24 protein-coding genes are annotated in these 25,691 nt (G+C 59.7%); 6 read left to right on the forward strand and 18 right to left on the reverse strand.

Annotated features, from left to right (window positions below; genetic code table 11):
* Nucleotides 1-153: 153 nt before the first annotated feature.
* The 10 genes from LD28_RS0118820 to pspA all read right to left on the reverse strand — a co-directional run bounded on the left by LD28_RS0118820 (nt 154) and on the right by pspA (nt 9,703).
* Nucleotides 154-981, reverse strand: coding sequence for an ABC transporter permease (locus tag LD28_RS0118820; protein WP_033138455.1), 828 nt, complete (start codon nt 979-981; stop codon nt 154-156).
* Nucleotides 982-1,016: 35 nt separating this feature from the next.
* The gene (locus LD28_RS0118825) at nt 1,017-1,985 is read right to left on the reverse strand and encodes an ABC transporter permease (protein WP_033138456.1); all 969 of its coding nucleotides are present in this window, start codon (nt 1,983-1,985) and stop codon (nt 1,017-1,019) included.
* Nucleotides 1,982-2,995, reverse strand: coding sequence for an ABC transporter ATP-binding protein (locus LD28_RS0118830; RefSeq protein WP_033138457.1), 1,014 nt, complete (start codon nt 2,993-2,995; stop codon nt 1,982-1,984). The genes LD28_RS0118825 and LD28_RS0118830 overlap by 4 nt, the downstream gene beginning before the upstream one ends.
* A gap of 145 nt (nt 2,996-3,140) precedes the next feature.
* Nucleotides 3,141-4,286 (reverse strand): ABC transporter substrate-binding protein, encoded by a 1,146-nt coding sequence (locus LD28_RS0118835; RefSeq protein ID WP_033138458.1) that lies wholly within the window; start codon nt 4,284-4,286, stop codon nt 3,141-3,143.
* 197 nt (nt 4,287-4,483) lie between these two features.
* Nucleotides 4,484-5,407, reverse strand: coding sequence for a LysR family transcriptional regulator (locus tag LD28_RS0118840; protein WP_033138459.1), 924 nt, complete (start codon nt 5,405-5,407; stop codon nt 4,484-4,486).
* A gap of 192 nt (nt 5,408-5,599) precedes the next feature.
* Complete coding sequence (locus tag LD28_RS0118845; protein WP_033138460.1) at nt 5,600-6,631, reverse strand: YcjF family protein; 1,032 nt, start codon at nt 6,629-6,631, stop codon at nt 5,600-5,602.
* Between the two features lie 67 nt (nt 6,632-6,698).
* Complete coding sequence (locus LD28_RS0118850; RefSeq protein ID WP_033138461.1) at nt 6,699-8,105, reverse strand: YcjX family GTP-binding protein; 1,407 nt, start codon at nt 8,103-8,105, stop codon at nt 6,699-6,701.
* Nucleotides 8,106-8,265: 160 nt separating this feature from the next.
* Complete coding sequence (pspC, locus tag LD28_RS0118855; RefSeq protein ID WP_033138462.1) at nt 8,266-8,670, reverse strand: envelope stress response membrane protein PspC; 405 nt, start codon at nt 8,668-8,670, stop codon at nt 8,266-8,268.
* Nucleotides 8,671-8,776: 106 nt separating this feature from the next.
* Complete coding sequence (pspB, locus tag LD28_RS0118860) at nt 8,777-9,013, reverse strand: envelope stress response membrane protein PspB (RefSeq protein ID WP_005333672.1); 237 nt, start codon at nt 9,011-9,013, stop codon at nt 8,777-8,779.
* A 3-nt stretch (nt 9,014-9,016) separates the two neighbouring features.
* Entirely contained in the window at nt 9,017-9,703 is a 687-nt protein-coding gene (gene pspA / locus LD28_RS0118865; RefSeq protein ID WP_033138463.1) for a phage shock protein PspA, read from the reverse strand.
* 196 nt (nt 9,704-9,899) lie between these two features.
* On the opposite strand from pspA, the gene pspF reads away from it, so the two are divergent.
* The 6 genes from pspF (at nt 9,900) to LD28_RS0118895 (ending at nt 16,330) form a co-directional block, all read left to right on the forward strand.
* Nucleotides 9,900-10,943 (forward strand): phage shock protein operon transcriptional activator, encoded by a 1,044-nt coding sequence (gene pspF / locus LD28_RS0118870; protein WP_033138464.1) that lies wholly within the window; start codon nt 9,900-9,902, stop codon nt 10,941-10,943.
* An 82-nt stretch (nt 10,944-11,025) separates the two neighbouring features.
* Nucleotides 11,026-12,621, forward strand: coding sequence for an ABC transporter substrate-binding protein SapA (gene sapA, locus LD28_RS0118875; protein WP_033138465.1), 1,596 nt, complete (start codon nt 11,026-11,028; stop codon nt 12,619-12,621).
* A 2-nt stretch (nt 12,622-12,623) separates the two neighbouring features.
* The gene (locus tag LD28_RS0118880) at nt 12,624-13,583 is read left to right on the forward strand and encodes an ABC transporter permease (protein WP_033138466.1); all 960 of its coding nucleotides are present in this window, start codon (nt 12,624-12,626) and stop codon (nt 13,581-13,583) included.
* Between the two features lie 35 nt (nt 13,584-13,618).
* Nucleotides 13,619-14,512 (forward strand): ABC transporter permease subunit, encoded by an 894-nt coding sequence (locus LD28_RS0118885; RefSeq protein WP_033138467.1) that lies wholly within the window; start codon nt 13,619-13,621, stop codon nt 14,510-14,512.
* Complete coding sequence (locus tag LD28_RS0118890) at nt 14,512-15,510, forward strand: peptide ABC transporter ATP-binding protein (RefSeq protein ID WP_005333679.1); 999 nt, start codon at nt 14,512-14,514, stop codon at nt 15,508-15,510. Before LD28_RS0118885 ends, LD28_RS0118890 begins: the two co-directional genes overlap by 1 nt.
* Nucleotides 15,511-15,544: 34 nt before the next feature.
* Entirely contained in the window at nt 15,545-16,330 is a 786-nt protein-coding gene (locus LD28_RS0118895; RefSeq protein WP_005333681.1) for a peptide ABC transporter ATP-binding protein, read from the forward strand.
* 105 nt (nt 16,331-16,435) lie between these two features.
* Here the strand turns inward: LD28_RS0118895 and htpG are convergent, their stop codons facing one another.
* The 8 genes from htpG to LD28_RS0118930 form a co-directional block, all read right to left on the reverse strand.
* Nucleotides 16,436-18,349: a molecular chaperone HtpG gene (gene htpG, locus LD28_RS0118900; protein WP_033138468.1), complete on the reverse strand. Its 1,914-nt coding sequence runs from the start codon at nt 18,347-18,349 to the stop codon at nt 16,436-16,438.
* A 177-nt stretch (nt 18,350-18,526) separates the two neighbouring features.
* Entirely contained in the window at nt 18,527-19,129 is a 603-nt protein-coding gene (gene recR / locus LD28_RS0118905) for a recombination mediator RecR (RefSeq protein ID WP_033138469.1), read from the reverse strand.
* Nucleotides 19,130-19,137: 8 nt separating this feature from the next.
* Nucleotides 19,138-19,734 (reverse strand): RHS repeat domain-containing protein, encoded by a 597-nt coding sequence (locus LD28_RS23860; RefSeq protein WP_241462320.1) that lies wholly within the window; start codon nt 19,732-19,734, stop codon nt 19,138-19,140.
* Between the two features lie 21 nt (nt 19,735-19,755).
* A complete protein-coding gene (locus LD28_RS0118910; RefSeq protein ID WP_241462321.1) occupies nt 19,756-21,087 on the reverse strand; it encodes an RHS repeat domain-containing protein in 1,332 nt (443 codons plus the stop codon).
* 396 nt (nt 21,088-21,483) lie between these two features.
* The gene (locus LD28_RS0118915; RefSeq protein ID WP_033138470.1) at nt 21,484-22,473 is read right to left on the reverse strand and encodes a PoNi-like cognate immunity protein; all 990 of its coding nucleotides are present in this window, start codon (nt 22,471-22,473) and stop codon (nt 21,484-21,486) included.
* 8 nt (nt 22,474-22,481) lie between these two features.
* A complete protein-coding gene (locus LD28_RS0118920) occupies nt 22,482-23,801 on the reverse strand; it encodes a hypothetical protein (protein ID WP_033138471.1) in 1,320 nt (439 codons plus the stop codon).
* Nucleotide 23,802: 1 nt separating this feature from the next.
* Nucleotides 23,803-24,072, reverse strand: coding sequence for a hypothetical protein (locus LD28_RS23865; RefSeq protein WP_033138472.1), 270 nt, complete (start codon nt 24,070-24,072; stop codon nt 23,803-23,805).
* A gap of 3 nt (nt 24,073-24,075) precedes the next feature.
* Nucleotides 24,076-25,691 (reverse strand): type VI secretion system Vgr family protein (locus LD28_RS0118930; RefSeq protein ID WP_033138473.1); only part of this gene is annotated, 1,616 nt, incomplete at its 5' end.

A 25,691-nucleotide genomic window follows, 5' to 3' on the forward strand; every position in this document is an offset into this window, starting at 1 on the left:
GTTCGAACGAGGCTTCGGGTACGGCGGCGATCTGCTCGCCGTTGGCCGGGTTGAGAATGGGTTCGGCCTGCCCCTCGCCGGTCACAAACTGGCCATCAATCAAGAGTTGGGTAGAGAGTTTCATGGTTGCATCCTTGCGCACGCGTTGAGTCATCATTTGCCACTGCCAGCGACATCGTGGGTGTCGCGAGTGAGGTAGTAGGCAAGCAAAATAGGGATAGTGGTGAAGGCCACTATGATGAGGGCTACTACGTTGGTGACCGGCCTGTCACGGGGGCGGATCAGCTCCTGATACATCCAGATGGGCAGCGTGGTCTGCTGGCCCGCAGTGAAAGTAGTGACGATCACTTCGTCAAAGCTCAGGGCAAAGGCCAGCATGCCCCCCGCCAGCAGCGCCGTGGCCAGATTGGGCAAGATCACATAGCGCAGGGTCTGGAAGCCGTCGGCCCCGAGATCCATCGACGCTTCGATGAGGCTCTGGTTGGTGCGGCGAAAACGGGCCAGCGCATTGTTGTAGACCACCACCACACAGAAGGTGGCGTGGCCGATGACGATGGTCCAGAAGCTGAACGGGATCTCCATCAAGCCGTAGGCGGAGCGCAGCGCGATACCGGTGACGATGCCGGGCAGCGCGATGGGCAGCACCAGCAACAGTGACACCACCTCCTGACCGAAGAAGCGGCTGCGAGCAATGGCCCCTGCCGCCAACGTGCCGAGGATCATGGCCACCAGCGTCGCCAGTCCCGCTACCTCCAGCGACAGCTGGATGGCACGCCACACATCGGGGCGATTGAGGGTCACCTCGAACCACTTGAGGGTGAGCCCGGGGGGCGGAAACTGGTAACTCTTGCTCTCGCTGGTGAAGGCGTAGAGGAAGATAAACAGAATGGGAAAGTGCAGGAACAAGAGCCCACCGATGGCGGCGTACTTGAGCAGGCCCGAAGGGCGCTCTCCCTGACTGATCACTGAGCTAGCTGACATGACGGCCTCCTTGCTGCCGGTTCAAAGCGATAGGGTCAAAGCGCATCAAAAGCCCCCAGTCGTTTCGCAATCGCCAGATAGATGGCGATGATAAGGATCGGCACCAGCGAGAAGGCGGCGGCAAAGGGCAGATTGCCCGCCGTTCCCTGCTGCATGTAGACCACCTGACCGATATACATGGTCGAGTTGCCAATGATGCCGGGGATGATGTAATCACCGAGGGTCAGCGAGAAGGTGAAGATGGAGCCCGCCACCACACCGGGCAACGCCAGCGGCAGGATCAGGTTGCGAAAAGTCTGGGCAGGTGTCGCCCCCAGATCGCTGCTCGCCTCCAGCAGGGATCGCGGAATACGCTCCACTGCCGCCTGAATGGGCAGGATCATGAAGGGCAGCCAGACGTAGACGAACACGATAAAGGTACCGAGTCGCGAAAAAGAGAGCGACGGCCCCCCGATGACCGGCAGCGAGAGGATGCCGTCCAGCAGCCAATCCAGCCCCATGCTGTCGGCCAGCCAGCTCACTACCCCCTCTTTGGCCAAAATCAGCTTCCAGGCATAGACCCGCACCAGATAGCTGGACCAGAGCGGCAGCATGATCCCCACATAGAACAGCGCCCGGGTCTTGCCACTGGTGTAGCGCGCCATGTAGTAGGCAACCGGAAAACCGAGCAGAGCACAGGCCAGGGTCACCAGCAGCGACATGCCGACGGTGCGGCCGATCACATCCAGATTCTCCGGCCGCAGCAGGGCGACGAAGTTTTGCAGCCCCAGCTCGTGGCGCACCTGACCGCTGAACTCGTCCAGCCCGAACAGGGAGTTGGAGAGCAGCATCAGCAAGGAGCCAACATAGATGATGCCGAGCCACAACAGCGGCGGCCCCAGCAGGATCGCCAGCAGCAGGCCGGGCCGACCATAGAGCAGGGTCGAGAGGCGCCGCAGCGGCCTGAAACGGGCAGGTTCGGGCTGATGGTTCATGGCAAGACTCGCACTGTGAGGGGCACTCATGGCTGCGCCCCCTGATGGGCGGCGCTCAGGCGATGGATCGCCTGCGCCGGCCAGCTGAGGCTGACCCTGCTGCCACGGGCCAGACGGGCCTGCCCCTCATTGGGGTGATTGACGATGATCTCGAGCTGCTCCCCCAGATCGACCCGATAACGGACGAAGGGGCCCAGATACTCCACCTCGCGGATCTCCCCCGACCAGCCCGGCGCGCCCGCCTCACTGAGCCGGATCCGCTCCGGGCGCACCATCATCTGGCTGCCGTCGCCACACAGCCGTCTGGCCTGCTCCCCTTCGAACAGATTGACGGTGCCAACGAAGCGGGCCACAAACGGCGTCGCTGGGGCGTCGTAGATGGTATCGGGCGCAGCGATCTGCTCGATCTTGCCCTGACTGAAGATGCAGATCCGGTCGCTCATGGAGAGCGCCTCCTGCTGATCGTGGGTAACGAAGATAAAGGTGATGCCAAGCTGGCGTTGCAACGCCTTGAGCTCAAGCTGCATCTGCTCGCGCAGCTTGAGATCGAGGGCCCCCAGCGGCTCATCCAGCAGCAGGATACGCGGCTGGTTGATGAGGGCTCGGGCGATGGCGATACGCTGGCGCTGGCCGCCGGAGAGCTGGCTTGGGCGGCGCTTGCCGACCCCGGGCAGCCGCACCAGCTCCAGCATCTCGTCTACCTTGCGGTAGCGCTCCGCCTTGGCCACCCCCTTGAGCATCAAGCCATAGCCGATGTTGTCGCGCACATCCATGTTGGGAAACAGGGCATAGTCCTGAAACACGGTGTTGAGGTTGCGATCATAGGGCGGCACGGTGGAGCAGGGTTCGCCAAACAGGCGGATCTCCCCGTCGCTCGGGTACTCGAAGCCTGCGATCATCCGCAGGCAGGTGGTCTTGCCGGAACCACTCGGGCCCAGCAGGGTAAAGAATTCCCCGGAGGGGATCTGGAAAGAGATGTCGTCGACCGCCTTCACCTCGCCATAGTGGCGACTGACCCGGTCAAATTGTACGGCGTTCATGGGGCGTCCTTGTCTGTGCAGGGATGGGCCGGACTCCTGTCCGGCCCGCTTGATTATCCGGTCTCGGCGGTCACGCAGAGGAGGCGCAGCTCCCCTGCCATTGGCAAGGTGGCAACCATGTGGCTGCCAACTCGCTCAACTTGCCTCAGCGACCGCCCAGAATGGCGATATAGTCGGAAACCCAGCGGTAATAGGGCACACAGGTTCCCTGGCTCTTGCACTGGGAGACCGGAGTGCGCCAGAAGCGAACCCGATCGAAGTTGTCGATACCGTTGGTTTTGCACCCTTTCGGGCCAAGCAGGGCATTACCCTCACAGGCGGCAGGTACCACAGGCACCGAGCCAAACCAGGAGGCGAGATCCCCCTGCAGCTTGTTGTTCAGGGAGTGCTCCAGCCACTTGTAAGCACAGGTGAGGTTCTTGGCATCGCTGTGCACCATGCTGGTATCAGCCCAACCGGTGACGCCCTCTTTAGGCACAGTGGTGGCGATGGGCTGCTTGTCGGCGATCAGGGTGTTGGCCTGGAACGGCCAGGAGCCTGACGCGACCACCCCTTCGTTCTTGAAGTCATCGATCTGGACGAAGGCATCATGCCAGTAGCGTCCCACCAGCTGGCGCTGCTTGCGCAGCAGATCGAGGGAGGCCTTGTACTGATCCTCGTTCAACTCGTAAGGGTCTTTGATGCCAAGGGCGGGCTGATGGGTCATCAGATAGAGGGCCGCATCGGCGATGTGGATCGGGCCGTCAAAGGCCTGCACCCGCCCCTTGTTGGACTTGCCATCCGCCAGGGTCTGCTCCTCGAACACCACGTTCCAGGAGTCCGGTGCCTTGGGGAACACCTTGGTGTTGTACATCAGGATATTGCCGCCCCACTGGTAGGGCACGCCGTAGTGCTTGCCATCCACCGTGTGCCAGGGGGCATTTTGCAACCGGGGATCAATCTTGCTGTAGCTCGGAATGAGCGTCAGATTGAGCTGCTGCACCTTGCCACCGGCAATCAGACGCAAGCTGGCATCGCCGGAGGCAGTCACCAGATCGAAGCCCCCCTCGTTCATCAGCGCCACCATCTCGTCCGAGGTGGCCGCCGTCTTGACGCTCACCTTGCAGCCGGTCTCTTTTTCGAATCCGGTCACCCAGTCGTAGTTCTTGTCGGTCTCGCCACGTTCGACGTAACCAGCCCAGGCCACGATATTGAGCTGGCCTTCACCCTTGCCGAGCTCGGTCGGGGCAGCCTGGGTCTGGCCTGCCAGCAGCGCCGGGACAAGAGCCAGCATCAGAGGGGTCAATTTCATCATGCACTCCTTGCATTGTGTTGACTTGCATCAGGTGAAGGAACGCCGCCATGGGCGTTAACATCCTGTTAACCAGCAATGAGCTTAGGGGAGTGGCAATACGATGAATATTTCAATTTTTGGTGGCTCAGGTATCAGCTAAATCGATATCGAGTGCAGATGAATCTGAATTTTAGTGGCAACCCCGCAAGAGATGGCTAGCGAGGGAGCGCCTGACGGGCCCGCAACCGGCTCTGATCCCGCGCGATATCGATAAATTCCCGCGCCGTCCAATCCAGCCGAGAACCACGGCGCCACACCAGCCCGATATCGATGGCGGGAATGGGCTCCTTGATGGTGCGCGCCTCGACCCGCTCCTGCTCCAGCGACCAGGGGCGATAGGCAAAATCGGGCAACAGGGCGACCCCGAGCTGGCTGGCTACCAGACTGCGCACCGCCTCCACCGACGCGGTGCGCAGCACGATGCGGGGGGAGATGCCGTAGCGGCGCAGGCCGCCACCGATGATCTGATCCAGCTGATCGGCGGTCAGCGAGATCATCGGCTCCTCTCCCAGCGCCGTCAGGGAGAGGGTCGACTCGGCGCAGAGCGGGTGGTTGGCGGCCAGCCAGAGCCGCAGCGGCGAGCGGGTCAGCAACTCGGTATCAAACGCCTCTTGCCGGATGGTGCGGTTGGTCATCAGGATCCCCACATCCACCTCGCCGTTGACGATCTGGTGCTCCAGAAAAGGCTGTTCATCCTCCTTCACCTCGATCTGTACCGCCGGAAAGGCACGGCGAAAGCGCCCGAGCGCCTCTGAGAGGTAGTAACCCGCCACCAGGGTGGTCACGCCGATGGTGAGTCGCCCCTGATCCTGCTGGGCCACCGCTTTGAGGGAGTGGCTCGCCTCAGTCATGGCGCCGAGAATACGGCGGGCGTGGAGCAAAAACTGGTGGCCCTGAGTGGTGAGGGTGACGCCGCGCGGGTTGCGCTCGAATAGCGGGGCGCCCAGTTCGGTCTCCAGCTCGCGAATGGCGCTGGTGACCGCCGACTGGGAGATATGCAGCTCGGCGGCGGCGCGGCTCACTGAAAAGCTGTCGGCCACGGCCACGAAATAACGGATCTGGCGAAAGGTAAAGTTCATCGGGCATCCTTGCCGATTGGTACGATTAGTGTGATTGGTAAGATTGACTGCCAGCTTAACCGTAAACGGGCGCCTCGCCAAAGCCGGGCACCATGCTGCCAACTCAATGATCTGCCGATTAAAACCATGCCCCTGTGGCTTGGCGAGCACGACAGGGGCAAGGGTCATATCAGCAAGGTGCAGATAGGGCTATCAGGATTTGTTGAGATATCCCGCCAGCTGGCCGATCAGCCGCTTGCGCAGCTCGCCGAGTTTCGGCTTCTCGTCCGCACACCAGGGCAGCGGGCGGCACGCTTCGATGGTGCGCAGGCCAAGGCGAGCGGTGAGCAGCCCGGCCCCCACCCCCTGCGCGGCGCGGGCGGAGAGCTTGGCGGCCAACTCGGCCCCCAGCAAGTCCATCCCCACCTCGGTCACCAGCTCGGTGGCGCCGGCGTAGAGCATGTTGCGAAACACCTGACGGATGAGGCGGATGCGGCTCCAATAGCCGAGCTCGATGGCGTAGACATCGGCGATATCCTCGATCATCCGCAGGTTGCGCCACAGCATCAGCATCATATCGACGGTGGCGAGCGGGCTAAGGGCCACCAGCACCGCGGCCTCCCCCGACCATTTGGCCACCCGCGCCTGCGCCAGCTTGTCGCGCTCGCCGAGCACCAGCTGGCTATAGAGGGTCAGCACCTCCCGATCGCTGTGGCTCTCGTCGAGCTGGGCCAGCCAGGTTTGATACCCCTCGCGCCCCTTGTCGCCACTTTTGACCGCCAGCCCTTCGCAAAAGGCTTGCCCCTGCCCGACTCCCTGATGGGCCAGCAGATCTTCGGCACGCGAGCGCACATCCTGGCGCCGCTTGAGGGTGCGCAGCCGCAGCCACTCGCGCCCCACCACGCTGGCGGTACCCGCCGCCACCAGCGCCGAGGCCGCCAGCCAGGCGCTGCCCCAAAGAGGAGTAGTGAGAAATTGATCGTAAAGGAAGGCGCCATATTGCCCTAACGAGAGCAGACCGACCGCCCCCAGCCCCCACGCCAGTAGCCGATGGCGGCGACGCGGTTTGCTGACGAGGGCACTCTCCACCTCGGTGAAATCATCCAGCTCGTCGAGGCGCTCGAAACTCGCCTCCTCCAGCCGCTGGGCCGGTGCGGGCGGTCGCTCGTCACTGGCCACCGTCAAGGCAGGCTCAAGGATCACCTTGCCCTGCAGCGGCGGCCGCTCTTTTATCTGATCGTTCATCGCCTTGTTCTCCTGAAAACAGTCTCCTGTGCGCAGCCTTCGGCTCAGGTGCCAAGACCGCACACCGTTATTCGAGGTGATCCCCAAGCAGAAACTCCAGCGCCGCATCGAGCCGGATATGGGGCAGCGCCTGATGGGCGCTCATGGGCATAGGGCGAAACGCCTGAAAATCAAAGCCCTGACTGTTCCACCACTGCGCAGGCGGAATATGGGGTGGCACTTCACCCGGGAACAGCAGCAGCGGCTCACCGCTCAGGCTGGTACCACGGATGGCGGGGAATTCGCGGCCATTGGCAACCCCCTTGCCCACTTCGGTCGCCTTGATAGCAGCAAGCGCCAGACACTCGGTGGTGATCCCCTCAAAACGGGCCTGACCGCGACCGCTGCGTACCAGATGCTGGAGCAGGGAGACCATGGGCGCGTGCTGTTCGGGGGTGACGTGATCGGCCTTGCTCGCCACAAACAGCAGCTTGTCGATACGGGGCGAGAAGAGTCGCCGCCACCAGTTGCTCTTGCCGTAGGCAAAGCTCTCCATGATGCGAGCGATGGCCTGCTGCATGTCGCCAAAGCTGGCCGCCCCGGCGTTGAGAGGCTGCAGGCAATCCACCAGCACGATCTGGCGATCAAAGCCGGCAAAGTGCTGCTCGTAAAAACCCTGCACCAGATGCTGTTTGTACTGCTCGAAGCGCTGTTTGAGGGTGGCATAAAGGGTGCCATCGGCGGGCTCGCCGACGGGCATCTCCCACACCCAGGGGACAAACTGCAGCATGGGGGCACCGGCATACTCACCCGGCAAGACGAAACGGCCGGGCTGGATCAGGTGCAATCCCAACTCTTGTTTGCAGGCATGCAGGTAGGCGGTGTAGCGCTCGGCCAGCTCAGCCACCGGCCGCTCGGCAAAAGGTTGCATTGCCTGCCATTCGGGGGTCAGCCAGCTGGCGGCGAGCGCTTGCAGCTCTGGGCGACGCAGCTGATCGCGCACTTGTTCGCTCCACTGCTCGTAGCTCATCTCCAGCAGCGGCAAGTCGAGCAGCCACTCCCCGGGGTAATCCACCAGATCCACGTAGAGGGTGGAGATCTCCCCCAGATGCTTGCGCAGGGGATGGCGAGTGCGATAGCGAATTTCGAGGCGCACCTCGGCCACGCCACGAGTGGGCTCTGGCCAGGCCGGTGGATCGCCAAACAGGGAGTCAAGGCCGCGCTCGTAGGCAAAGGTGGGAATGTGGGCATTGAGCTGCGGCACCCGGCGCGCACCGAGGATGCGCCCCTGACGCAGGGCATCCCACAACGGTAAACGGCCATCGATGGCCGCGTGTTCCAGCTGGTTGACCAGCGCCGTGATAAAGGCGGTTTTGCCGCTGCGAGAGAGGCCGGTCACCGCCAGCCGGATATGGCGATCCCGCACCCGGTTCACCACGTCGTTCGCCTTGTGTTGCAGGCGAGTCAACTTCTGTTCCAGTTTATTGAGTATCAAGGCTTGATCCGTTCTCCCTTGGTGGTTGCATCTGGCGTGATCGGCCGTGCGACAAGGCAAACTGGCTATCCGCATCTGGATGGTCAATCTGCCTGAGTGGCGTCAATGATGGAGCATCACAGGAGGCTCCACCATCGACGATGGATACTGACGATCGCTACTACAGCTTGCTGAATTCCCGCTGCAGGGTGAACTCCTTGGAGGTCACCAGCTTCTCGATCCGCTGTACTCTGGGCTCCAGCGCGTCAAGTTCCTGCGCAATACGGCCCAACGCCTGATGAGGAGTGACCCCCGCCTGCCAGCTGCGCGCCTTCATCCGCACCTCGGCAAAGTCGGCATCCTCTTGCGAATAGAGGGTGACCGGCTTTTTATCGAGCAAGAACCAGGCGGCGATATAGGCGGTGAAGGTGATGAAACCGGCGAAGATGAGGCCACTGATGGCCAACAGCCGCACGATCCAGGTCTCCACCCCGAAGTACTCTGCCAAACCGGCACAGACTCCGGCTATCTTGCCGCGCTGGGGATCGCGATAGAGGTTACGCCCTTCACGACTTGTACTGCTCATACCTTGTTCCTCCAGCCCGGCACTTCCGCATCCAGAGTCGACTCCAATACTGTGCCGACCCACTCCGGCTTTCCGCCACGGTCATGGCATCTCTCATTGAAAACCGTCATACCTTGTTTCTCCAACCAGGAACCTCGGCATCCAGGATCGACTCCAGCGCACCCACTCGCTCCTGCATCTTTTCGGTGCGAGCCAGCAACCCTTGCAGCTGTTCCCGCTCGCTATCGGCGAGACCTGCGCCAATGCGCCCCTTGGCACGATAGTGCAGCACCAGCCAGATGGGGGCCACCACGACCATGAAGACCACCATGGGAACCATCAATACACCCAGCAGATCTTCCATCTGTTACTCCCCCTGTTTGCCTTCGCTTTTGCTGTCGCCCTGGCCCAGCTTCTGGCGCATCGCTTCCAGCTCGCGGCTGATCTGATCGTCCACTTCCAGCTCGGCAAACTGCTGCGCCAGCGCCTTGTCGGACTGACCCAGATCGGCGCGGGCTTCCATTTCGTCGATGCGACGCTCCATCCGCTCGAACTTGCTCACCACCGCCTGGCTCTCGCCACGGGCAACCTGGCTCTGCACGTTGAGACGGCTGCTGGCCGCTTCGGTGCGAATGGCCATCGCCTTTTGACGGGCGCGGGCATCTTCCAGCTTGGCTTCGAGCTGACGGATCTCCTCACCCAGCTTTTCGATGCCGCTGTCGACCGCTTGCTGCTCGCGATAGAGGGTCTCTGACAACTCGGTCTGTTTCTTCTTCTCGATCAGGGCGGCGCGGGCCAGATCTTCACGCCCCTTGGTCAGGGCCAGCTCGGCCTTGGCTTGCCACTCGTCAACCCGCTCCTGATGACGGGTGACCTGACGACCAATCTCTTTCTGGCTGGCGAGGAAGCGAGCCAGATTGGAACGCTCCTTGACCAGCTCATCTTCCATCTCCTGGATGATCAGGCGCACCATCTTCTGGGGATCTTCTGCCTTGTCGAGCAGGGCCGTCAGGTTGGAATTGATGATGTCGGCCAGACGGGAAAAAATACTCATGATTGCACTCCTGTTATTGGCATGGCGTTGTTTCTCCATTGACAATGGCAACTTGTGTGCCAATCTGGAACAAAATTTAACTTGTTGATTTATATGGGGCAGAATAGCCGGATTGCAAGATGCCTCGCGCAAGTGATGATTAAAATCACCAACTTTTGGTAAGATTGACCAGCTTTTACAACTGACAGGGATCACTATGACCACGGCCACGGAAAGCCTGCTGGGGGAATCCAACGCATTTCTCGAGATCATTGAGCAGGCCTCACGGCTCGCCCCGCTGCGCAAACCCGTGCTGATCATCGGTGAGCGGGGGACGGGCAAGGAGCTGATCGCCCACCGCCTACATTATCTCTCGGCGCGCTGGGATCAAAGCTTTGTCACCATCAACTGCGCCACCCTGAGCGAGAGCCTGCTGGAGACCGAGCTGTTCGGTCACGAGGCGGGATCCTTTACCGGCGCGGCCAAGCGCCATCAGGGCCGCTTCGAGCGGGCCGATGGCGGCACCCTGTTCCTCGACGAGCTGGCGACCACCAGCGCCCGGGTGCAGGAGAAGCTGCTGCGGGTCATCGAGTATGGCGAGTTCGAGCGGGTGGGCGGGGCCAAGCCCCTCAAGGTGGATGTGCGGCTGGTCTGCGCCACCAACGAAGATCTCCCTGCGCTGGCCGACAAGGGGCAGTTTCGCCACGATCTGCTCGACCGGCTCGCGTTTGATGTGATCACCCTCCCCCCCTTGCGGGAGCGGCGGGAAGATATCCTGATGCTGGCGGAGCACTTCGCCCACAGCATGACCCGGGAGCTGGGCTATCCGCTCTTTGCCGGTTTCTCGCGCAAGGCGACCCAGTTGCTGCTGGATTATCACTGGCCGGGCAACGTGCGGGAGCTGAAGAACGTGGTGGAGCGCAGCATCTACCGTCAGGGCAATCCCCAACTGCCGCTCTCGACCCTGGTGCTCAACCCGTTTGATTCCCCCTGGCGACCACAGGTCACGCAACCTGCGCAAGAGCGCCGAAGCGAGGTACAATCCGCATCCCCCCTCGCCCTGCCGCTTGATCTCAAGCAGGCGGTGGCGGAATACGAGATTAATTTACTCAAGCAAGCGATGCAGCAATCCCAGTATAATCAGCGCAAAGCCGCTCAACTGCTGGCCTTAAGCTATCACCAGTTCCGTGGCATGCTACGCAAGTATCAGCTGCAAGATGGCGATAACGATGCTGAACAAGAGCAGAGCGAACCCGGTTAAAACCGGCTCGAACACGCCAGCCACGAGCTGGCAAATTCATATAAAAACAGATGCGTATCCAAAACATGGTTCAACAATGAGAATGCTCACACCCTTGCTGCTCGGTCTGCTGGTCCTGCTCACCGGCTGCAACAAGCAATCCGACGCCTCCAAGACCGGACTCATTTACTGCGCTGAGGGCTCTCCCCTCTCCTTCAATCCCCATGTCTCCAATACCGGGGTTACGCTGGATGCCAGCGCTCGTCCGCTCTACGACCGTCTGCTGGAGGTCAACCCCAATACCCTGGCGCTGGAACCTGCACTGGCGACCGACTGGCGTGTCAGCGAGGATGGGCTCACCTATACCCTGACCCTGCGCAAGGGGGTGACGTTTCACCATACCCCCTGGTTCAAACCCAGCCGCACCTTCAATGCCGACGATGTGGTCTTTACCTATGCCCGCCAGCTTGACGAGCAGCACCCCTATCACAATGTCTCCGGCGGCGATTACCCGTTCTTCTACAGCCTGGGGCAGGATCTGCTGATCAAGCGGGTCTACAAGAAGGGGCCGCAGACGGTGGTGTTTGAACTGACCCAGCCGAACGCCTCCTTCCTCGCTACCCTGGCCAGCGACTATGCGGTGATCCTCTCTGCCGAATACGCCGAACAGATGTTGCAGGCGGGCACCCCAGCCCTGCTGGATACCCGTCCCATCGGCACCGGCCCGTTCAGCTTCAAGGAGTATCGCCACAACGAGTTCATCCGCTATCTGCGTCACCACGGCTACTGGGGCGGCGATGCCAAAATTGAACAGCTGGTCTACGACATCACCCCGAAATCTGCCAAGCGGCTGGCCAAGCTGCTGACCGGCGAGTGCGACGTGATGAGCACCCCTTCCGCCAGCCAGCTCTCGGTGATCAAGCAGCACCCGGACCTCAGCCTCTCGGTCCAGTCGGGAATGAACGTGGCCTTTTTGGCCCTCAATACCCGCAAGCCGCCGTTCAACAACGTCAAGGTGCGCCAGGCCATTGCCAGCGCCATCAATATCGACAACCTGTTGCAGGCGGTCTATTTCGATACTGGCCTGCCAGCCAACAGCCTGCTGCCGCCTCTCTCCTGGGGGTACAACCCGAGCCTGCCCGAGCGCAAGCCGGATCTGAAGCGGGCCCGCCAACTGCTCAAGGAAGCAGGCATGGAGAAGGGGTTCGAAATGCAGGTACTGGTGCAACCGGACGCCAGGCCCTACAACCCGGATGCGGTCAAGACCGCTCAGCTGATGCGCAGCGATCTGGCCAAGGTCGGGATCAAACTCAAGATTGTGCAGCAGGCGTGGCCCGTCATCGAGAAGCGCCTGCTCAAGGGGCAGTACGACAGCCTGCTCTCGGGCTGGATTGCCGACAATGCCGACCCGGACAACTTCTTCCGCCAGCTGCTGAGCTGCTCGGCGGTCGAGCGGGGCAACAACTATAGCCGCTGGTGCAGTCCGGCGTTTGATCAACTGCTGGACGATGCGGTGACCACGCCCCAGCTCTCGTTCCGGCTGCGTAACTACTACTACGCCCAGACCCTGATCAATGAACAGCTGCCGATCATTCCGCTGGCGCACGCCCTGCGCACTCAGGTCACTCGCAGCGATATCGAGGGGCTGCAGCTGATGCCCTTTGGCGGCACCTCCTTCAACCAGGCTCACAGGGAGTAAGCATGCTTTTATACACCTTGCGCCGCATCAACCTGCTGCTCATCACCCTGCTGGCGCTGACCTTTGTCGCCTATCTGCTGGACTATCGGCTGATCGGCCATCAAATCAGCTTCTGGAGCGGTTATCCCGACTTCCTGCGCCGCATTTTTGCAGGCGACTTGGGGCTCTCCAGCGTCTCCGGGCTGCCGGTGCTGGACGAGATCCGCCACTACTTCCCGGCGACCCTGATCCTCTGTCTGGCGGCGTTTGCCATCTCGCTGCTGGTGGGGATTCCCCTCGGCACCCTGGCGGCCCTGTCACAGGGCAAGACGCTGGATCTCTCCATCATGACCGCTGGCCTCATCGGCTATGCGGTACCGGTATTCTGGCTGGCACTGCTGGTGGTGATGCTCTTTTCCCTCGATCTCGGCTGGTTACCGGCATCGGGGCAGATCAGCCTGCTCTACGACGTGCCCCCCATCACGGGTATCGCAGTGATCGATGTGCTGCTCAGCAACGAGCCCTGGCGGCAAGCGGCGCTGCACGATGCCCTGCGCCACCTGATCCTCCCGTCACTGGTGCTGGCTGTGGTGCCCACCACCGAGGTGATCCGTCATGTGCGCAGCTCGCTTATCGACGTGATGAAGCAGAACTACATCAAGGCGGCGGCGAGCCGGGGGCTATCCAAGGCGCAGATCGTCTGGCGTCATGGCCTCAAGAACGCCCTGCCGCCGGTACTGCCGCTGCTGGGTCTGCAACTGGGCAGCGTGCTCACCTCCGCCATGATCACCGAGGTGGTGTTCGAGTGGCACGGGATCGGCCGCTGGCTCATCAGCAGCATCGCCCTGCAGGATTACGCCGCCATTCGCGGTGCAACCCTGGTGGTCGCCAGTTTCGTGATCCTGACCAGCGTCAGCACCGAGTTGCTGACCACCCTTATCTATCCGGCACGGCGCAAAGAGTTGTATGCCAAACAAGATTGAACGCGCTCATGGCGTGACCAGGAGCCAGGTATCCTATGCAAGATAAATCGAACATCTATCCCGAGCTCAAGATCCTCTCGCCCCTTGAGCAGACGTGGGTCTCCTACAGCCGCAATCCGCTGGCCATGGCGGGGCTCTGGTGCTTTTTGCTGTTGCTGCTCATCACCCTGGTGGGGCCGCTGGTCGTCCCCTACGGCATCGATGAACAGCACACCGACAAGCTGCTGCTGGCCCCCTCCTGGGCGGCGACCGGCAACATCGACTACTTCCTCGGCACCGACGATCTGGGGCGCGACATGCTCTCCCGGCTGGTGGTGGGGGCGCGTCTCACCTTCGGTTACGCACTGGTTGTCGTGGTGATCGCCATGGTGGTGGGCTCAGCCATCGGTATCCTCGGCGGCATGAGCAAGGGGCTCAAATCGAGCGTGCTGCATCACCTGCTCGATACCCTGCTCTCCATCCCCTCCCTGCTGATGGCCATCATCATGGTCGCCATCATGGGGCCGGGTTTTGGCAATACCCTGATTGCCATTACCCTGGCGTTGATCCCGCCCTTTATCCGGGCTACCTACAACGCGGTGCATGCCGAGATGCAGAAGGAGTACATCACTGCCAGCCGCCTCGATGGCTCGCCCCCCTTCCGGATCATGCGTCTGGCTATTTTGCCCAACATCGTCGAGACCCTGGTGGCCCAGACCACCCGCACCTTGTCTGCCGCCATTCTCGATATCTCGGCGGTCGGTTTTCTTGGCCTCGGCGCCCAGTCTCCCCAACCGGAGTGGGGCACCATGCTGGCCGATTCGAGCGACCTTATCTATCTCGCCCCCTGGACCGTCACCCTGCCCGGCATCGCCATCCTGTTCAGCGTGCTGGTGACCAATTTAGTTGGTGAAGGCATTCGCGAAGCACTCAAAGAGGGGAATGACTGATGCCTCTGCTCGACATACGCAACCTCACCATTGAGATCGACACCCCGCAGGGCAAGGTCAAGGCGGTAGACAAGGTGAGCCTGACCCTGACCGAGGGGGAGATCCGCGGTCTGGTGGGCGAATCCGGCTCCGGCAAGAGTCTGATCGCCAAGGTGATCGTCGGCATCGAGAAGGACAACTGGACGGTACGTGCCGACCGGATGCGCTTCAACGACATGGATCTGCTGACCATGGCTCCCAAGGAGCGCCGTCGTATCATGGGCCGCGAGATCGCCATGATCTTCCAGGACCCCATCAGCTGTCTCGACCCCTCCGAGGAGATCGGCACCCAGCTGGAAGAGGCGATCCCGACCGATTCGTTCGAGGGGCAATTCTGGCAGCGCTTCCAGTGGCGCAAGAAGAAGGCCATCGCCCTGCTGCACCGGGTAGGCGTCAAGGATCACCGCAAGGTGATGCGCGCCTATCCCCATGAGTTGTCGGATGGCATGTGCCAAAAAGTGATGATCGCCATGGCCATTGCCAACCAGCCGCGCCTGCTGGTGGCCGACGAGCCCACCAGCGCCATGGAGTCCACCACCCACTCCCAGATCCTGCGACTGCTGGACAAGATGAACAAGCTGGGCAACACCACCATCCTGATCATCAGTAACGACATCGCCGCCATCGCCAACCTGACCGACACCATCAACGTGATGTACTGCGGCCAGATGGTGGAAGTGGGCACCCGGGAGCAGATCCTCGAGACCCCGCATCACCCCTATACCGATGCCTTGCTCAAATCGATCCCCGACTTTGACAAGCTGGTGCGCCACAAGTCGCGCCTCGAGACCCTGCCCGGCGTCATCCCGCCACTGCAGCACCTGCCCATCGGCTGCCGTCTGGGGCCACGCTGCCCCTACGCCCAGAAGCAGTGCGTGCAGACCCCGCTGATGAACAAGATCAAGGGCCATCAGTTCAGCTGTCACTTCCCGCTGAACATGGAGGAGCCGAAAAAATGATGACCGTTAATGCCCCGATGAAGGAGCCCCGCTTGTGATCGAGCCATCCCTGTTGCAGGTCAGAGGCCTTAGCAAAACCTACCAGAACCGCACCGGTCTGTTCCGTCGTCAGGCGGTGGAGGCGATCAAGCCCCTCTCGTTCGATCTCGAAGTGGGCCAGACCCTCGCCATCGTCGGCGAAGCGGGCTCCGGCAAAAGCACCCTCGCCCGCATTCTGGCCGGGATGATCGAGCCCACCAGCGGCGACATCGCCATCGACGGGCAGCTGATGGTGCACGGTGATTACCAGACCCGCTGCAAACTGCTGCGGATGATTTTCCAGGATCCCAACACCTCGCTGAACCGCAAGATCCGGGTCGGCCAAATTCTGGAGACGCCGCTGCGTCTCAACACCGAGATGACTGAGGAGGAGCGCCGCGAGAAGGTGGTGCAGACCCTGCGCATGGTGGGGATGCTGCCGGATCACGCCCTCTTCTACCCGCAGATGCTCTCCTCCGGTCAGCAGCAGCGGGTGGCACTGGCGCGGGCGCTGATCCTCAACCCCAAGATCGTGGTGGCCGATGAAGCGCTCTCCACCCTGGATATCTCAGTACGCTCCCAGATCATCAACCTGCTGCTGGAGATGCAGGAGACCATGGGACTGAGCTATGTGCTGGTGGCCAACGACTTGGGCATCGTCAGCCATATCAGCGACGAGGTGCTGGTGATGCACGAAGGGCGGGTGGTGGAGCGCGGCAAGACCCTCAAGGTGTTTGCCGATCCCCAGCACGAGGTGACTCGGCGCCTGATCCAGAACTACAACAACGAATACCGCAAATAGAGAGGCGCTGGCGGCCTCCCTTGCCGCTGTGTTTCGCCGCTCTCACACGGCGGGATCAAAAAAGCCCACTGCATGCAGTGGGCTTTTTGTTATCGGTATCGCGGCTTAGGCTTGCAGCAGCAGACGGTTGATGCGGGAGACGAAGCTCGCCGGATCATTCAGCCCGCCCTGCTCGGCCAGCTGGGCCTGTTCGTGCAGCAGGGTGACCCACTCGCCAAACAGTGCCTCGTCTTCGATGGTGTCGAGTTTCTTCACCAGCGCGTGGTCGGGATTCAGCTCCAGAATGTACTTCTGCTCCGGTACCGGCTGACCGGCAGCGCGCATCAGCTTGATCATCTGGGTGCTCATGCCGTGGGCATCGGTGACGATGCAAGAGGGTGAATCGGTCAGACGGTGAGTAACGCGTACCTCTTTCACTGCCTCGCCCAGGCTCTGCTTGACCCGCTCAACCAGACCGGCGTTGGCTTTTTCAGCATCGATCTGAGCCTGCTTGGAGGCTTCGTCCTCCAGCTCGCCGAGATCCAGCTCGCCACGGGTGACAGAGACCAGCTGCTTGCCGTCGAACTCGGTCAGGTGGCTCATCAGCCACTCGTCTACCCGCTCCCACATCAGCAGCACTTCGACACCCTTCTTGCGGAAGATCTCGAGGTGCGGGCTGTTCTTGGCGGCCGCGTAAGAGTCAGCAGTGATGTAGTAAATCTTCTGCTGGCCTTCCTTCATGCGGCCCACGTAATCCTCGAGAGAGACGGTCTGGGCTTCGCCCTCGCCTGCGGTGCTGGCAAAGCGCAGCAGCTTGGCGATCTCTTCGCGGTTGGCGTAATCCTCGGCCGGACCCTCTTTGAGCACGTTACCGAACTCGCTCCAGAACTTGGCGTACTTCTCGCTGTCATCCTTGGCCAGTTTGGCCAGCATGGTCAAGACGCGCTTGGAGCAAGCCTTGCGCAGGGAGACAGTCACCTTGTTGTCTTGCAAAATTTCACGGCTGACGTTGAGCGGCAGATCGTTGGAGTCCAGCACCCCTTTGACGAAGCGCAGGTAGGTCGGCATAAACTGCTCGGCGTCATCCATGATGAAGACGCGCTGCACGTAGAGCTTCAGGCCGTGCTTCTGCTCGCGGTTGTAGAGGTCAAACGGTGCACGGGCCGGTACGTAGAGCAGGCTGGTGTACTCCTGCGCCCCTTCCACCCGGTTGTGACCCCACAGCAGCGGATCTTCGAAGTCGTGAGCAACGTGCTTGTAGAACTCCTGATACTCCTCGTCCTTGATATCTTTCGGGTTACGGGTCCAGAGCGCAGTGGCGCGGTTGACCTGCTCCCACTCGCCCGGGGTGCCGACGATGGTTTCGCCATCCTCTTCACGATCCGGGGTGCCCTCTTTGTACATCTCCACCGGCACACTGATGTGATCGGAGTACTTGCTCACCACGGAGCGCAGACGCCAGTCATCGAGGAACTCTTCTTCCTCGGCACGCAGGTGCAGGATCACGTCGGTACCGCGACCGGCTTTGGTCACGTCAGCCACGGTAAAGGAGCCTTCCCCTTCCGATTCCCACTGCACGCCCTGCTCCGGAGCAGTACCCGCGGCACGGGACACCACGGTCACCTTGTCGGCAACGATGAAGGCGGAGTAGAAACCGACCCCGAACTGACCGATCAGCTGGGAATCGCGCCCCTGATCACCGGAGAGGTTCTTGAAAAATTCGGCGGTGCCGGACTTGGCGATGGTACCCAGATGCTCGATCACCTGATCACGGGTCATACCAATGCCGTTATCGGAGATGGTCAGGGTACGCTTCTCTTTGTCCACCACCAGACGCACACGCAGCTGGCCGTCGTTTTCGAACAAAGAGGCATCGGAAAGCGCCTTGAAGCGCAGCTTGTCCGCCGCATCGGATGCGTTGGAAATAAGCTCACGCAGGAATACTTCTTTGTTGGAGTAGAGGCTGTGAGCCATCAGGCTCAGCAGTTGTTTGACTTCAGTCTGAAAGCCGTGGGTTTCGGCATGAACACTTTGGGTCATGGACCAATCCTCAGAAACATCGGGTTGAACATATGCCCAACCTAGATGGGGACGGCCAATCAAATATCAAGGGGCGAGTGTGCAATCCTGCTCACTCGCCCCTTTAAATCCGCTCAAACGGCTATTTATTGCCCTGCTCGCCCCTGTTTATGCGGGGTACCGGGCAGGCACGCCTTGCTATTTCAAGCGTTGGCGCCCCATCAGAGAGTGGGAGAGCGTGGTGCCATCCACCAGCTCCAGCTCGCCCCCTACCGGCACCCCGTGAGCGATGCGGCTCACCTCCACCCCGGCATGACGGGCCATGTCGGCGATATACCAAGCGGTGGCATCCCCTTCGATGGTGGGATTGGTGGCGAGGATCAGCTCGCTGATGTGCTCTTCCTTCAACCGGCGCTCGAGAATATCGAGCCCCAGCTCCTCCGGGCCGATGCCATCCAGCGGCGACAGGTGGCCCATCAGCACGAAGTAACGACCGGAAAACTGACCGGTCTGCTCGATGGCTGCCACATCTGCCGGGCTCTCCACCACGCAGAGCAGGCCGTTCTCTTCCCGCTTGGGATTGGCGCAGATATCGCAGCGCTCGTTCTCGGTAAAGGTGCGACAGTGGCTGCAGTGACCAATTTCGGTCAGGGCGCGAGAGAGCAGCTGGGCCAACCGCAAGCCGCCGCTACGCTCACGCTCAAGCAGGGTAAAGGCCATCCGCTGGGCAGACTTGGGTCCCACCCCCGGCAATACCTGCAGGGCTTTCATCATCTCATCGAGCAGGGGACTGAACTTCATAACACTCCTTACACGGGCCAACCCTCGCCACCATCAGGGCCACGACGGGTCAGTAAAACAGGATAACGCCATTGGCGCAGGACTATACCCGAGCCCGCCGCCCATCGCCATCGGCTTGCCCACAGCTTCTCTCTTTTTGCTAACCACCCGGTTACACCAATCGGACACTTTTCACCGAGGCACTGGCTACCCAAAGTTTGGCTCAATTGGTTTCCCGCCGGATCGTGCAGGAACCGCTCGGTCAGTTCACCACGCACCTCCAGCAAGCGGTCCAGCGGGTCGTAGCGGTAGTGCTGCTCCCCTTGCACGCTGTCATTGATCTGCAACAAATTGCCGGTGTGGTCATAGCCGTAACGCCACTCACGGGCGACCTGCTTGCCCCGTTGCAGTCGCAGCGCCGTCAGGCGCCCCTGCTCATCATATTCGTATTGTTGGGTCAGCGCCCCCTGGCTGCGGCGCAGCTCCAGTCCGCCTACCCTCTGGTGGCGAGTTAGCTCGGCGCCGTTCAGATCAATCCCGCTTAGCTCGCCATGCAGGTAGTGGTAAGCCAACTTGTTGCCATCGGGCAACTGCCAGTGGGCCAACCGCCCCATGGCATCATGCATGAAATAGCTGGAAGCCCAGCCCTAGTGCTCGGCCAGCAGATTGCCTGCAGCATCGTATTCAAAGGTGAGTGGCCAGGCGCCATCATCCACCTGGGCCAACTGACCGTACTGGTCATAGCTGAACTGGATTTCACGGCCATCGGGCAAGGTTTTTTTAAGCAGCCGCCCCATGGAGTCCCGCTCATAGCGGGTGACCAGCTCGGTCTCCTGCTTGCCGAACTCGACCTGCTCGCTCAGGTGGCCGTTGAGGTCGTAGCAATAAGCGGTGGTGCGACCATCAAAGCCGGTTTCCCGCGCGACCAGGCCATTGGGGAAATAGTGAATGCGGTGCTGCTCACCATGCTCGTTCTCAATCTCGCTCAAGAAGAGCTTGGCATTGTCGTAGCGATACTTGAGTTCACTGCCATCGGGGTTGATGCGGCGGCTTACCAGATGTAGGCAGGGGTGATATTCGTAACGGGTCTCGCGGCCCAGCTCATCCCACTCGGCCGTCACCTTGCCGTAGGCGTTATATTCGAAACGGCGGATGCCACCACCAGGCAGATACACGGCTTGCAAGCGATCTGCCGCATTCCATTCATAACGGGTAATCGCGCCGCGCGGGTCGCGCCGTACTATCTGGCGACCCCGCTCGTCATAGCGCCAGCGGGTCACGCCACCGTTGGCCCCCTTCTCCTCAATCAGCTGCCCAAGGCGGTTCCAGCCCAGTTCGATGCGGCTGCCATCGGGTTGCACCACGGTGCTGAGCTTGCCCTTCGTGTTATAGCTGTAGCGAGTTTCCCGGCCAAGGGGATCCCGTCTTGCAATCACATCCCCTTGCTCGTTGCGTTCAAAACGCCATTCACGCTCCCCCTGCTCCACCTTGCGAACCCGGCCATCCCAATAGTGATAGGTGGTCTGACTGCCATCGGGCGCAATCTCGCACTCAAGCAAGCCTGCTTCGTCATAGTGGTAACGGGTTTCGCCCCCCAGCGCATCGCGGGCCAGCACTTTCTGACCCTTGTCGTTATAGACAAACTCGCTGACCGCGCCGTCGGGATCTTGCTGACGGATCAGCCGGGCGTTGCTGTCATGCTGGTACACCTCCTGACTGCCATCCGCATTGCTGACCGTCACTTCACCCTTGTCATCATCCCAGGTGTAACTGACATCAAAACGGGCCACATCACTCCAATGGCGAACCGCGCGCGCCAGCTTTCCTTCCCGCTCCCATTCCCAGAAGAACCCAGCACCGCCCGCCAGTCGGCGCTCCAGGATCACCCCATCGGGACGATAACGGTAACGCTCGCACTCACCGGCCCCGTTTTCAGCCACCACCAGGTGCCCTGCATCGTCGTAGTAATAACGTTGCAAGGTCGCTTCTGGCTGCCAGTTAATACCGTCAAAATGCTGCAATTCGACAGCGGCCAGATACGCCTTTTGATAGACAATACAAAGAGCCTGACCGCCCTCGTTCTCTATCCAGCAGGGGCGCCCCTGCTCATCGGCACGGATAGTAGATCACTGCACTTACACGGCATCTACAGGTAACACTGAACACAAATCACTGTCTCAGCAGTGTCCATATCAGGCTTTACCATCCAATGGCCGGAATGTATTACATCGAAACATTTTGGCAAGATGTGGCGTTATTAGGAGTTATTATTTAGATTTGCTCGTATCAGATAACCAATTGGTGATATTAGTCTGCTGTACTGCCGGAGGGAAATAATGGCCTAATGAATGACAAAAGGCCATGTGTTTAGATAATTATTCTTTAATCCAAAACAACATATCATCTTTATTGATATGTGTTTGAGAAGGTAACTTCTGGCCTTTGCGTAATTGCCACTTCTCCTCGGTTAAATTGCACTGCCAGTTGCCATCTTGCTCTACAATGAAACCCGGCATCGCAATCGGATGTTGCACCACCCGCAGCGCCTGCCATTTTTCAACCACTCCATTGGCTATGGCGTAATCGACCAGATCCTTGGGGTAGTAGCGCATTTCCCGATAACTGCTGTCATCAAGGTCATACAAGACCGTAATAAGTGCCGCCTCAAAGGCCCAATAGCCAAAGTAGATGGCGTGTTTTGCCTTGTGCCTGTCGTACCAGTAACACTCTTTACATCCCTTGTACCACCCCTTGAGATACTCTTTGATACTCGCCTGACGCTCAACCTTGGTGGGATTCACACCATCTCCCTTGATGGCATCGAATAGGGGGCGATACACCTCGGGAATATAGGACTCTGGACCTCGGGGGAAGCCAGGATAGCCCAAGCGGGCCAACAGTACGCTCCAGAGCGGGTCGTCGTCCCCTTCCGGATTCTTACTGATATAACGCACCAACTCGGGCAACATCTCATCCTGGCCATAGAGGATGCTTAATGAGAACATCCAGAGCAGATATTGATAGGCATCTTGCTCCCAGTAATAAAACTGCTCATCTGGAAACGCTTTTTTATGGCGCAAAAACTCTTTAGTGACGACGTTCAGTTGAGCAATCACCTCTTCATGGGATACCCCACCAGAATAGAGCAAGATTACATGTTCAAGATTATCTATAAACATTCCAGCACTGGCACCTGAGCGAGTAGGTAAACGACCAGGATCTCTCCAGCGTTCATGTTGAGGATCATTTATTTTATCCCACCATTCCTGCTTGAAATATAGAGACTCCTTATAGTCTTCTAATTGCTCCAAGAAAAAAGCTTCTGATAGCAGTGGATCTCGACGCTGTTCAATAAATGAGTTCATTTTTTCTCCTACTTAACCGGAATAGTACCTATAGTATTGGCATTACCATCCAGCCTTGTTATCTGTATCACCTGACCAGACTCATCAACCACCATAAGCCAAGAGTCATGCCCCTGCTCCTTTATATCCGCCAATACCTTTTTATCTGTTATCTCATCCGGTAACCGCTTTACTATCCACTGGTTACTCATCTGCTTGCCCGACCCCTTGGTCATCGACAGCAACTTGGTGCTCTTGGTGCCGTCCCCGTCGATATACTCCCCTCCTGCCGTCCGAAACTTGGTTTCGGTCACCACGTAGGGAGGCGGAGGATTGCTGTTCTTGTAGATACCATCAATGCCCCGCCCTCTGGGCTTGTCACTTAGGCTACGCACCTGACGATGTTCAGGCAACAGGTTCTCAAACTGGTGATTTTCCATCCAGTTATCGCTGATGATCTCGCCATATAGACCTTTCTTGGTTCGGCTCAAGATTTTGACATCTACCTTGGCAACATCATCCGGCAGCGAATGAACTACTGTTCCACCGGGAACCGCTTTATAACCTGGGGCATGCTTGACCGCCTCTTTTTCCAATCCTTCGGCAATCTCATCAAGGGATTTGAGTACGGGCCCCATGGCATCAGGCAGCATCTGGGCGGCCTGTGATTGCATCTGCAGCACCATACGTTGGGATTGCTCAAGCCACAACCTGACCGATGCAGGGGCAAGTCCTTTTATCTTGCCGATCAAACTGGTCAGCGTGCTGACGGCATCATTAAGATTACCCAGCAGCACACTGACTGCAATTTGCCCTCTCAATCCCCGGATCTGGCCAGCAAACCCTTTTAGCACGGTATCGAGGCGCGGAATTCCCAGTACTTTCTTGACTTTGGGATCACAGAGAAACGTCAGCACGGGAGCCATGGCGGGTCTGAGCGCCTTAGTAGCATCTCCTCCCGCTTTACGGACAAACAGGAAGATGATTTTCAACACCCCCTTGAGCGCTGAGCCCAGCGACGGGATCAGACCAATCAGGGTAAAGCTCAGAAAAACCCACTTCTCTGGCTGTCTGGGATCACGGGAAATATCTCGGGCATTGGCAATAAGATCGCGGCAATCCAGCACCTGATCGACCACCGGAATAAGACCCAGCACCGCATTGGCAGCAATTTGTCCCGCACTTTGATTGGGATTGAAATCCCCCTGAAGGGCTTCCCAAATCCATTGTAAGCTGGAGGTGACGCCCTTCTTTACGGCTTCTGCACTTTGCCTTACATAAGCGACACCACCGGATACGGCCTGATCCAGATTGTCATAGAGCTGCTCAAACAGATCGTTACCAAACATATCAACCCTCGTCACTTAGGCTATCGAGATGGCCAGCAAGGGCCGAGATGGGTTCACGGGTCAGGTCAGCAAACATATCTTGCTGGTCATAGGTCACAGATGCCGTGCCAGAAGGCACATCCTCAAGCAAAGCCATGCCTTCACCATCAAGAGTTCCTTCTCGGACCGAACCATCACTCAGTACGGCTTTGTAGGAGACACCCGCCAGCGGCATTAGCCCAGCATCAAGGTGATAAAACTTCATCCAACGTTTGTTAGGACTATCCAGCATGCCTTAGATACTTTTGGGAACCTTACCCGCCCAACCTGAACCAGACCCCGGGCCTCCCCCCGAGTTCATCTTGATCGTCGGGCCGACCATAGTGACGCCACCGCCATCGACCTTGATAAAGCAGCCGCCGACCTTGACGGTAATTTCAGATCCCGCCTCCAACACCACCTTGGCGCCGGCCTTGACGTGTACTTCCTGTCCCGCCTGGGTCAGCCAGCTATCTCCCAGCTTCTGGTGCATGGAGGCATCGACAGTGAGGGAATAGTCAGCCTTGATATGATCCCGTTTCTCGCCCTCCACCGTCAGGTGGTCGTTGGCCTTGATACGGGTCACCCGCTCGTTGTCGATATCACGATGCTCGTCGTGCTTGATGTGCCAGGCCGCATCGTTTTCGATAAGCACGTTCAGGTCTTTCTGACCGTGGATATAAATCTCTTCCAGCCCCGCCTGGTCTTCAAAACGCAGCTCGTTGAAACCCTCGCCCTTGTGAGTCTCGGTGCGTAGCACGGTGCGCGTCTTGTGAGCCGGCAGCTCATACGGCGGGCGGTTGGTGGCGTGGTAGGTGCGACCGGTCACGATGGGCTGGTCGGGGTCCCCTTCCAGAAACGAGACAATCACCTCGTGGCCGATGCGCGGTATCGCCATCATGCCATACTGACCTCCGGCCCAACCTTGCGATACTCGCACCCAGCAGGAGCTCTGGTCGTTGGAGCTGCCATATCTGTCCCACGGGAACTGCAGCTTCACCCGGCCATGCTCGTCGCAGTAAATCTCCTCCCCCTCGGGGCCGACCACTATCGCGATTTGCGGGCCATCCACCATCGGCTTGTGGGGCGCCTCGGGGCTGCCGATACGGGCGCGCCAAGTGGTGCTCGCTTTCACTACGCCAAATTCGTTGTGATAGACGGTGGGGCCGCTGCCGCCCTCTTCTTCCAAGGCTTGTGGCTGCTCACCGGTGTGGCGGATATGAACGATTTGCCAGTCGGTGTTGAGGCTGCCATTGGGGTGTTCGGTGAGTGAGAAGTGCTGACCCGGCAAGAGCGCCGCGCTGTTGGACTTGCCACTGCCCGCCACCGCATCGTTACGCAACGCATCGAGCCGATGCTGGGCAAATGCCTTGCCGCTCGGGTCCTGCTTGTAGCGACCCGGATAGTCAAAATGCTGGTAGGTGTCCCGTTGATGGTCGAGCTCAGCTCCCTGCTTTTTGTGGGAGAGGCCATAAGCTGGCGTCTTGAAGCTGTAATCTTTCAGCTCCACATCCGAGGGGCGCACCGCCTCGCGGTAGTGGAACTGGCGCACGTAAGGGCCTTGTTCCAGCGAACGGTTGCCGAGGTTGAAAAAGAGCTCGGGGCCGGCAGTCAGGGCTGCCGCATCGTCAGCAAAGACGATGCGGTGCTTGCCTGCTTCAAACTCGTAGAAGTAGAACAGCCCCTCTTCGGCAGCGAGGCGATTCACGAAATCGAGGTCGGTCTCCCGATACTGCACGCAGTATTCGCGCTGGGCGTGCTCGTTTTTCAGGGCAAAGGCGTAGTCGGTGATGCCGTGCTCTTGCAGCAGGATGCTGAGGATTTCATCGGGCTTCTGCGCCTGAAAAATGCGGGAGTTCTGGCGCAGGCCCA

Origin of the sequence: Aeromonas finlandensis, from assembly GCF_000764645.1 — a bacterium.
Lineage (GTDB): Bacteria > Pseudomonadota > Gammaproteobacteria > Enterobacterales > Aeromonadaceae > Aeromonas > Aeromonas finlandensis.

What these genes read in the sequence shown, in the direction of transcription:
- LD28_RS0118820 (WP_033138455.1), bottom strand. Translation starts at nt 981, where the DNA reads ATGTCAGCTAGCTCAGTGATCAGTCAGGGAGAGCGCCCTTCGGGCCTG.
- LD28_RS0118825 (WP_033138456.1), bottom strand. Translation starts at nt 1,985, where the DNA reads ATGAGTGCCCCTCACAGTGCGAGTCTTGCCATGAACCATCAGCCCGAA.
- LD28_RS0118830 (WP_033138457.1), bottom strand. Translation starts at nt 2,995, where the DNA reads ATGAACGCCGTACAATTTGACCGGGTCAGTCGCCACTATGGCGAGGTG.
- LD28_RS0118835 (WP_033138458.1), bottom strand. Translation starts at nt 4,286, where the DNA reads ATGAAATTGACCCCTCTGATGCTGGCTCTTGTCCCGGCGCTGCTGGCA.
- LD28_RS0118840 (WP_033138459.1), bottom strand. Translation starts at nt 5,407, where the DNA reads ATGAACTTTACCTTTCGCCAGATCCGTTATTTCGTGGCCGTGGCCGAC.
- LD28_RS0118845 (WP_033138460.1), bottom strand. Translation starts at nt 6,631, where the DNA reads ATGAACGATCAGATAAAAGAGCGGCCGCCGCTGCAGGGCAAGGTGATC.
- pspC (WP_033138462.1), bottom strand. Translation starts at nt 8,670, where the DNA reads ATGAGCAGTACAAGTCGTGAAGGGCGTAACCTCTATCGCGATCCCCAG.
- pspB (WP_005333672.1), bottom strand. Translation starts at nt 9,013, where the DNA reads ATGGAAGATCTGCTGGGTGTATTGATGGTTCCCATGGTGGTCTTCATG.
- pspA (WP_033138463.1), bottom strand. Translation starts at nt 9,703, where the DNA reads ATGAGTATTTTTTCCCGTCTGGCCGACATCATCAATTCCAACCTGACG.
- pspF (WP_033138464.1), top strand. Translation starts at nt 9,900, where the DNA reads ATGACCACGGCCACGGAAAGCCTGCTGGGGGAATCCAACGCATTTCTC.
- sapA (WP_033138465.1), top strand. Translation starts at nt 11,026, where the DNA reads ATGCTCACACCCTTGCTGCTCGGTCTGCTGGTCCTGCTCACCGGCTGC.
- LD28_RS0118880 (WP_033138466.1), top strand. Translation starts at nt 12,624, where the DNA reads ATGCTTTTATACACCTTGCGCCGCATCAACCTGCTGCTCATCACCCTG.
- LD28_RS0118885 (WP_033138467.1), top strand. Translation starts at nt 13,619, where the DNA reads ATGCAAGATAAATCGAACATCTATCCCGAGCTCAAGATCCTCTCGCCC.
- LD28_RS0118890 (WP_005333679.1), top strand. Translation starts at nt 14,512, where the DNA reads ATGCCTCTGCTCGACATACGCAACCTCACCATTGAGATCGACACCCCG.
- htpG (WP_033138468.1), bottom strand. Translation starts at nt 18,349, where the DNA reads ATGACCCAAAGTGTTCATGCCGAAACCCACGGCTTTCAGACTGAAGTC.
- recR (WP_033138469.1), bottom strand. Translation starts at nt 19,129, where the DNA reads ATGAAGTTCAGTCCCCTGCTCGATGAGATGATGAAAGCCCTGCAGGTA.
- LD28_RS23860 (WP_241462320.1), bottom strand. Translation starts at nt 19,734, where the DNA reads ATGCATGATGCCATGGGGCGGTTGGCCCACTGGCAGTTGCCCGATGGC.
- LD28_RS0118915 (WP_033138470.1), bottom strand. Translation starts at nt 22,473, where the DNA reads ATGAACTCATTTATTGAACAGCGTCGAGATCCACTGCTATCAGAAGCT.
- LD28_RS0118920 (WP_033138471.1), bottom strand. Translation starts at nt 23,801, where the DNA reads ATGTTTGGTAACGATCTGTTTGAGCAGCTCTATGACAATCTGGATCAG.
- LD28_RS23865 (WP_033138472.1), bottom strand. Translation starts at nt 24,072, where the DNA reads ATGCTGGATAGTCCTAACAAACGTTGGATGAAGTTTTATCACCTTGAT.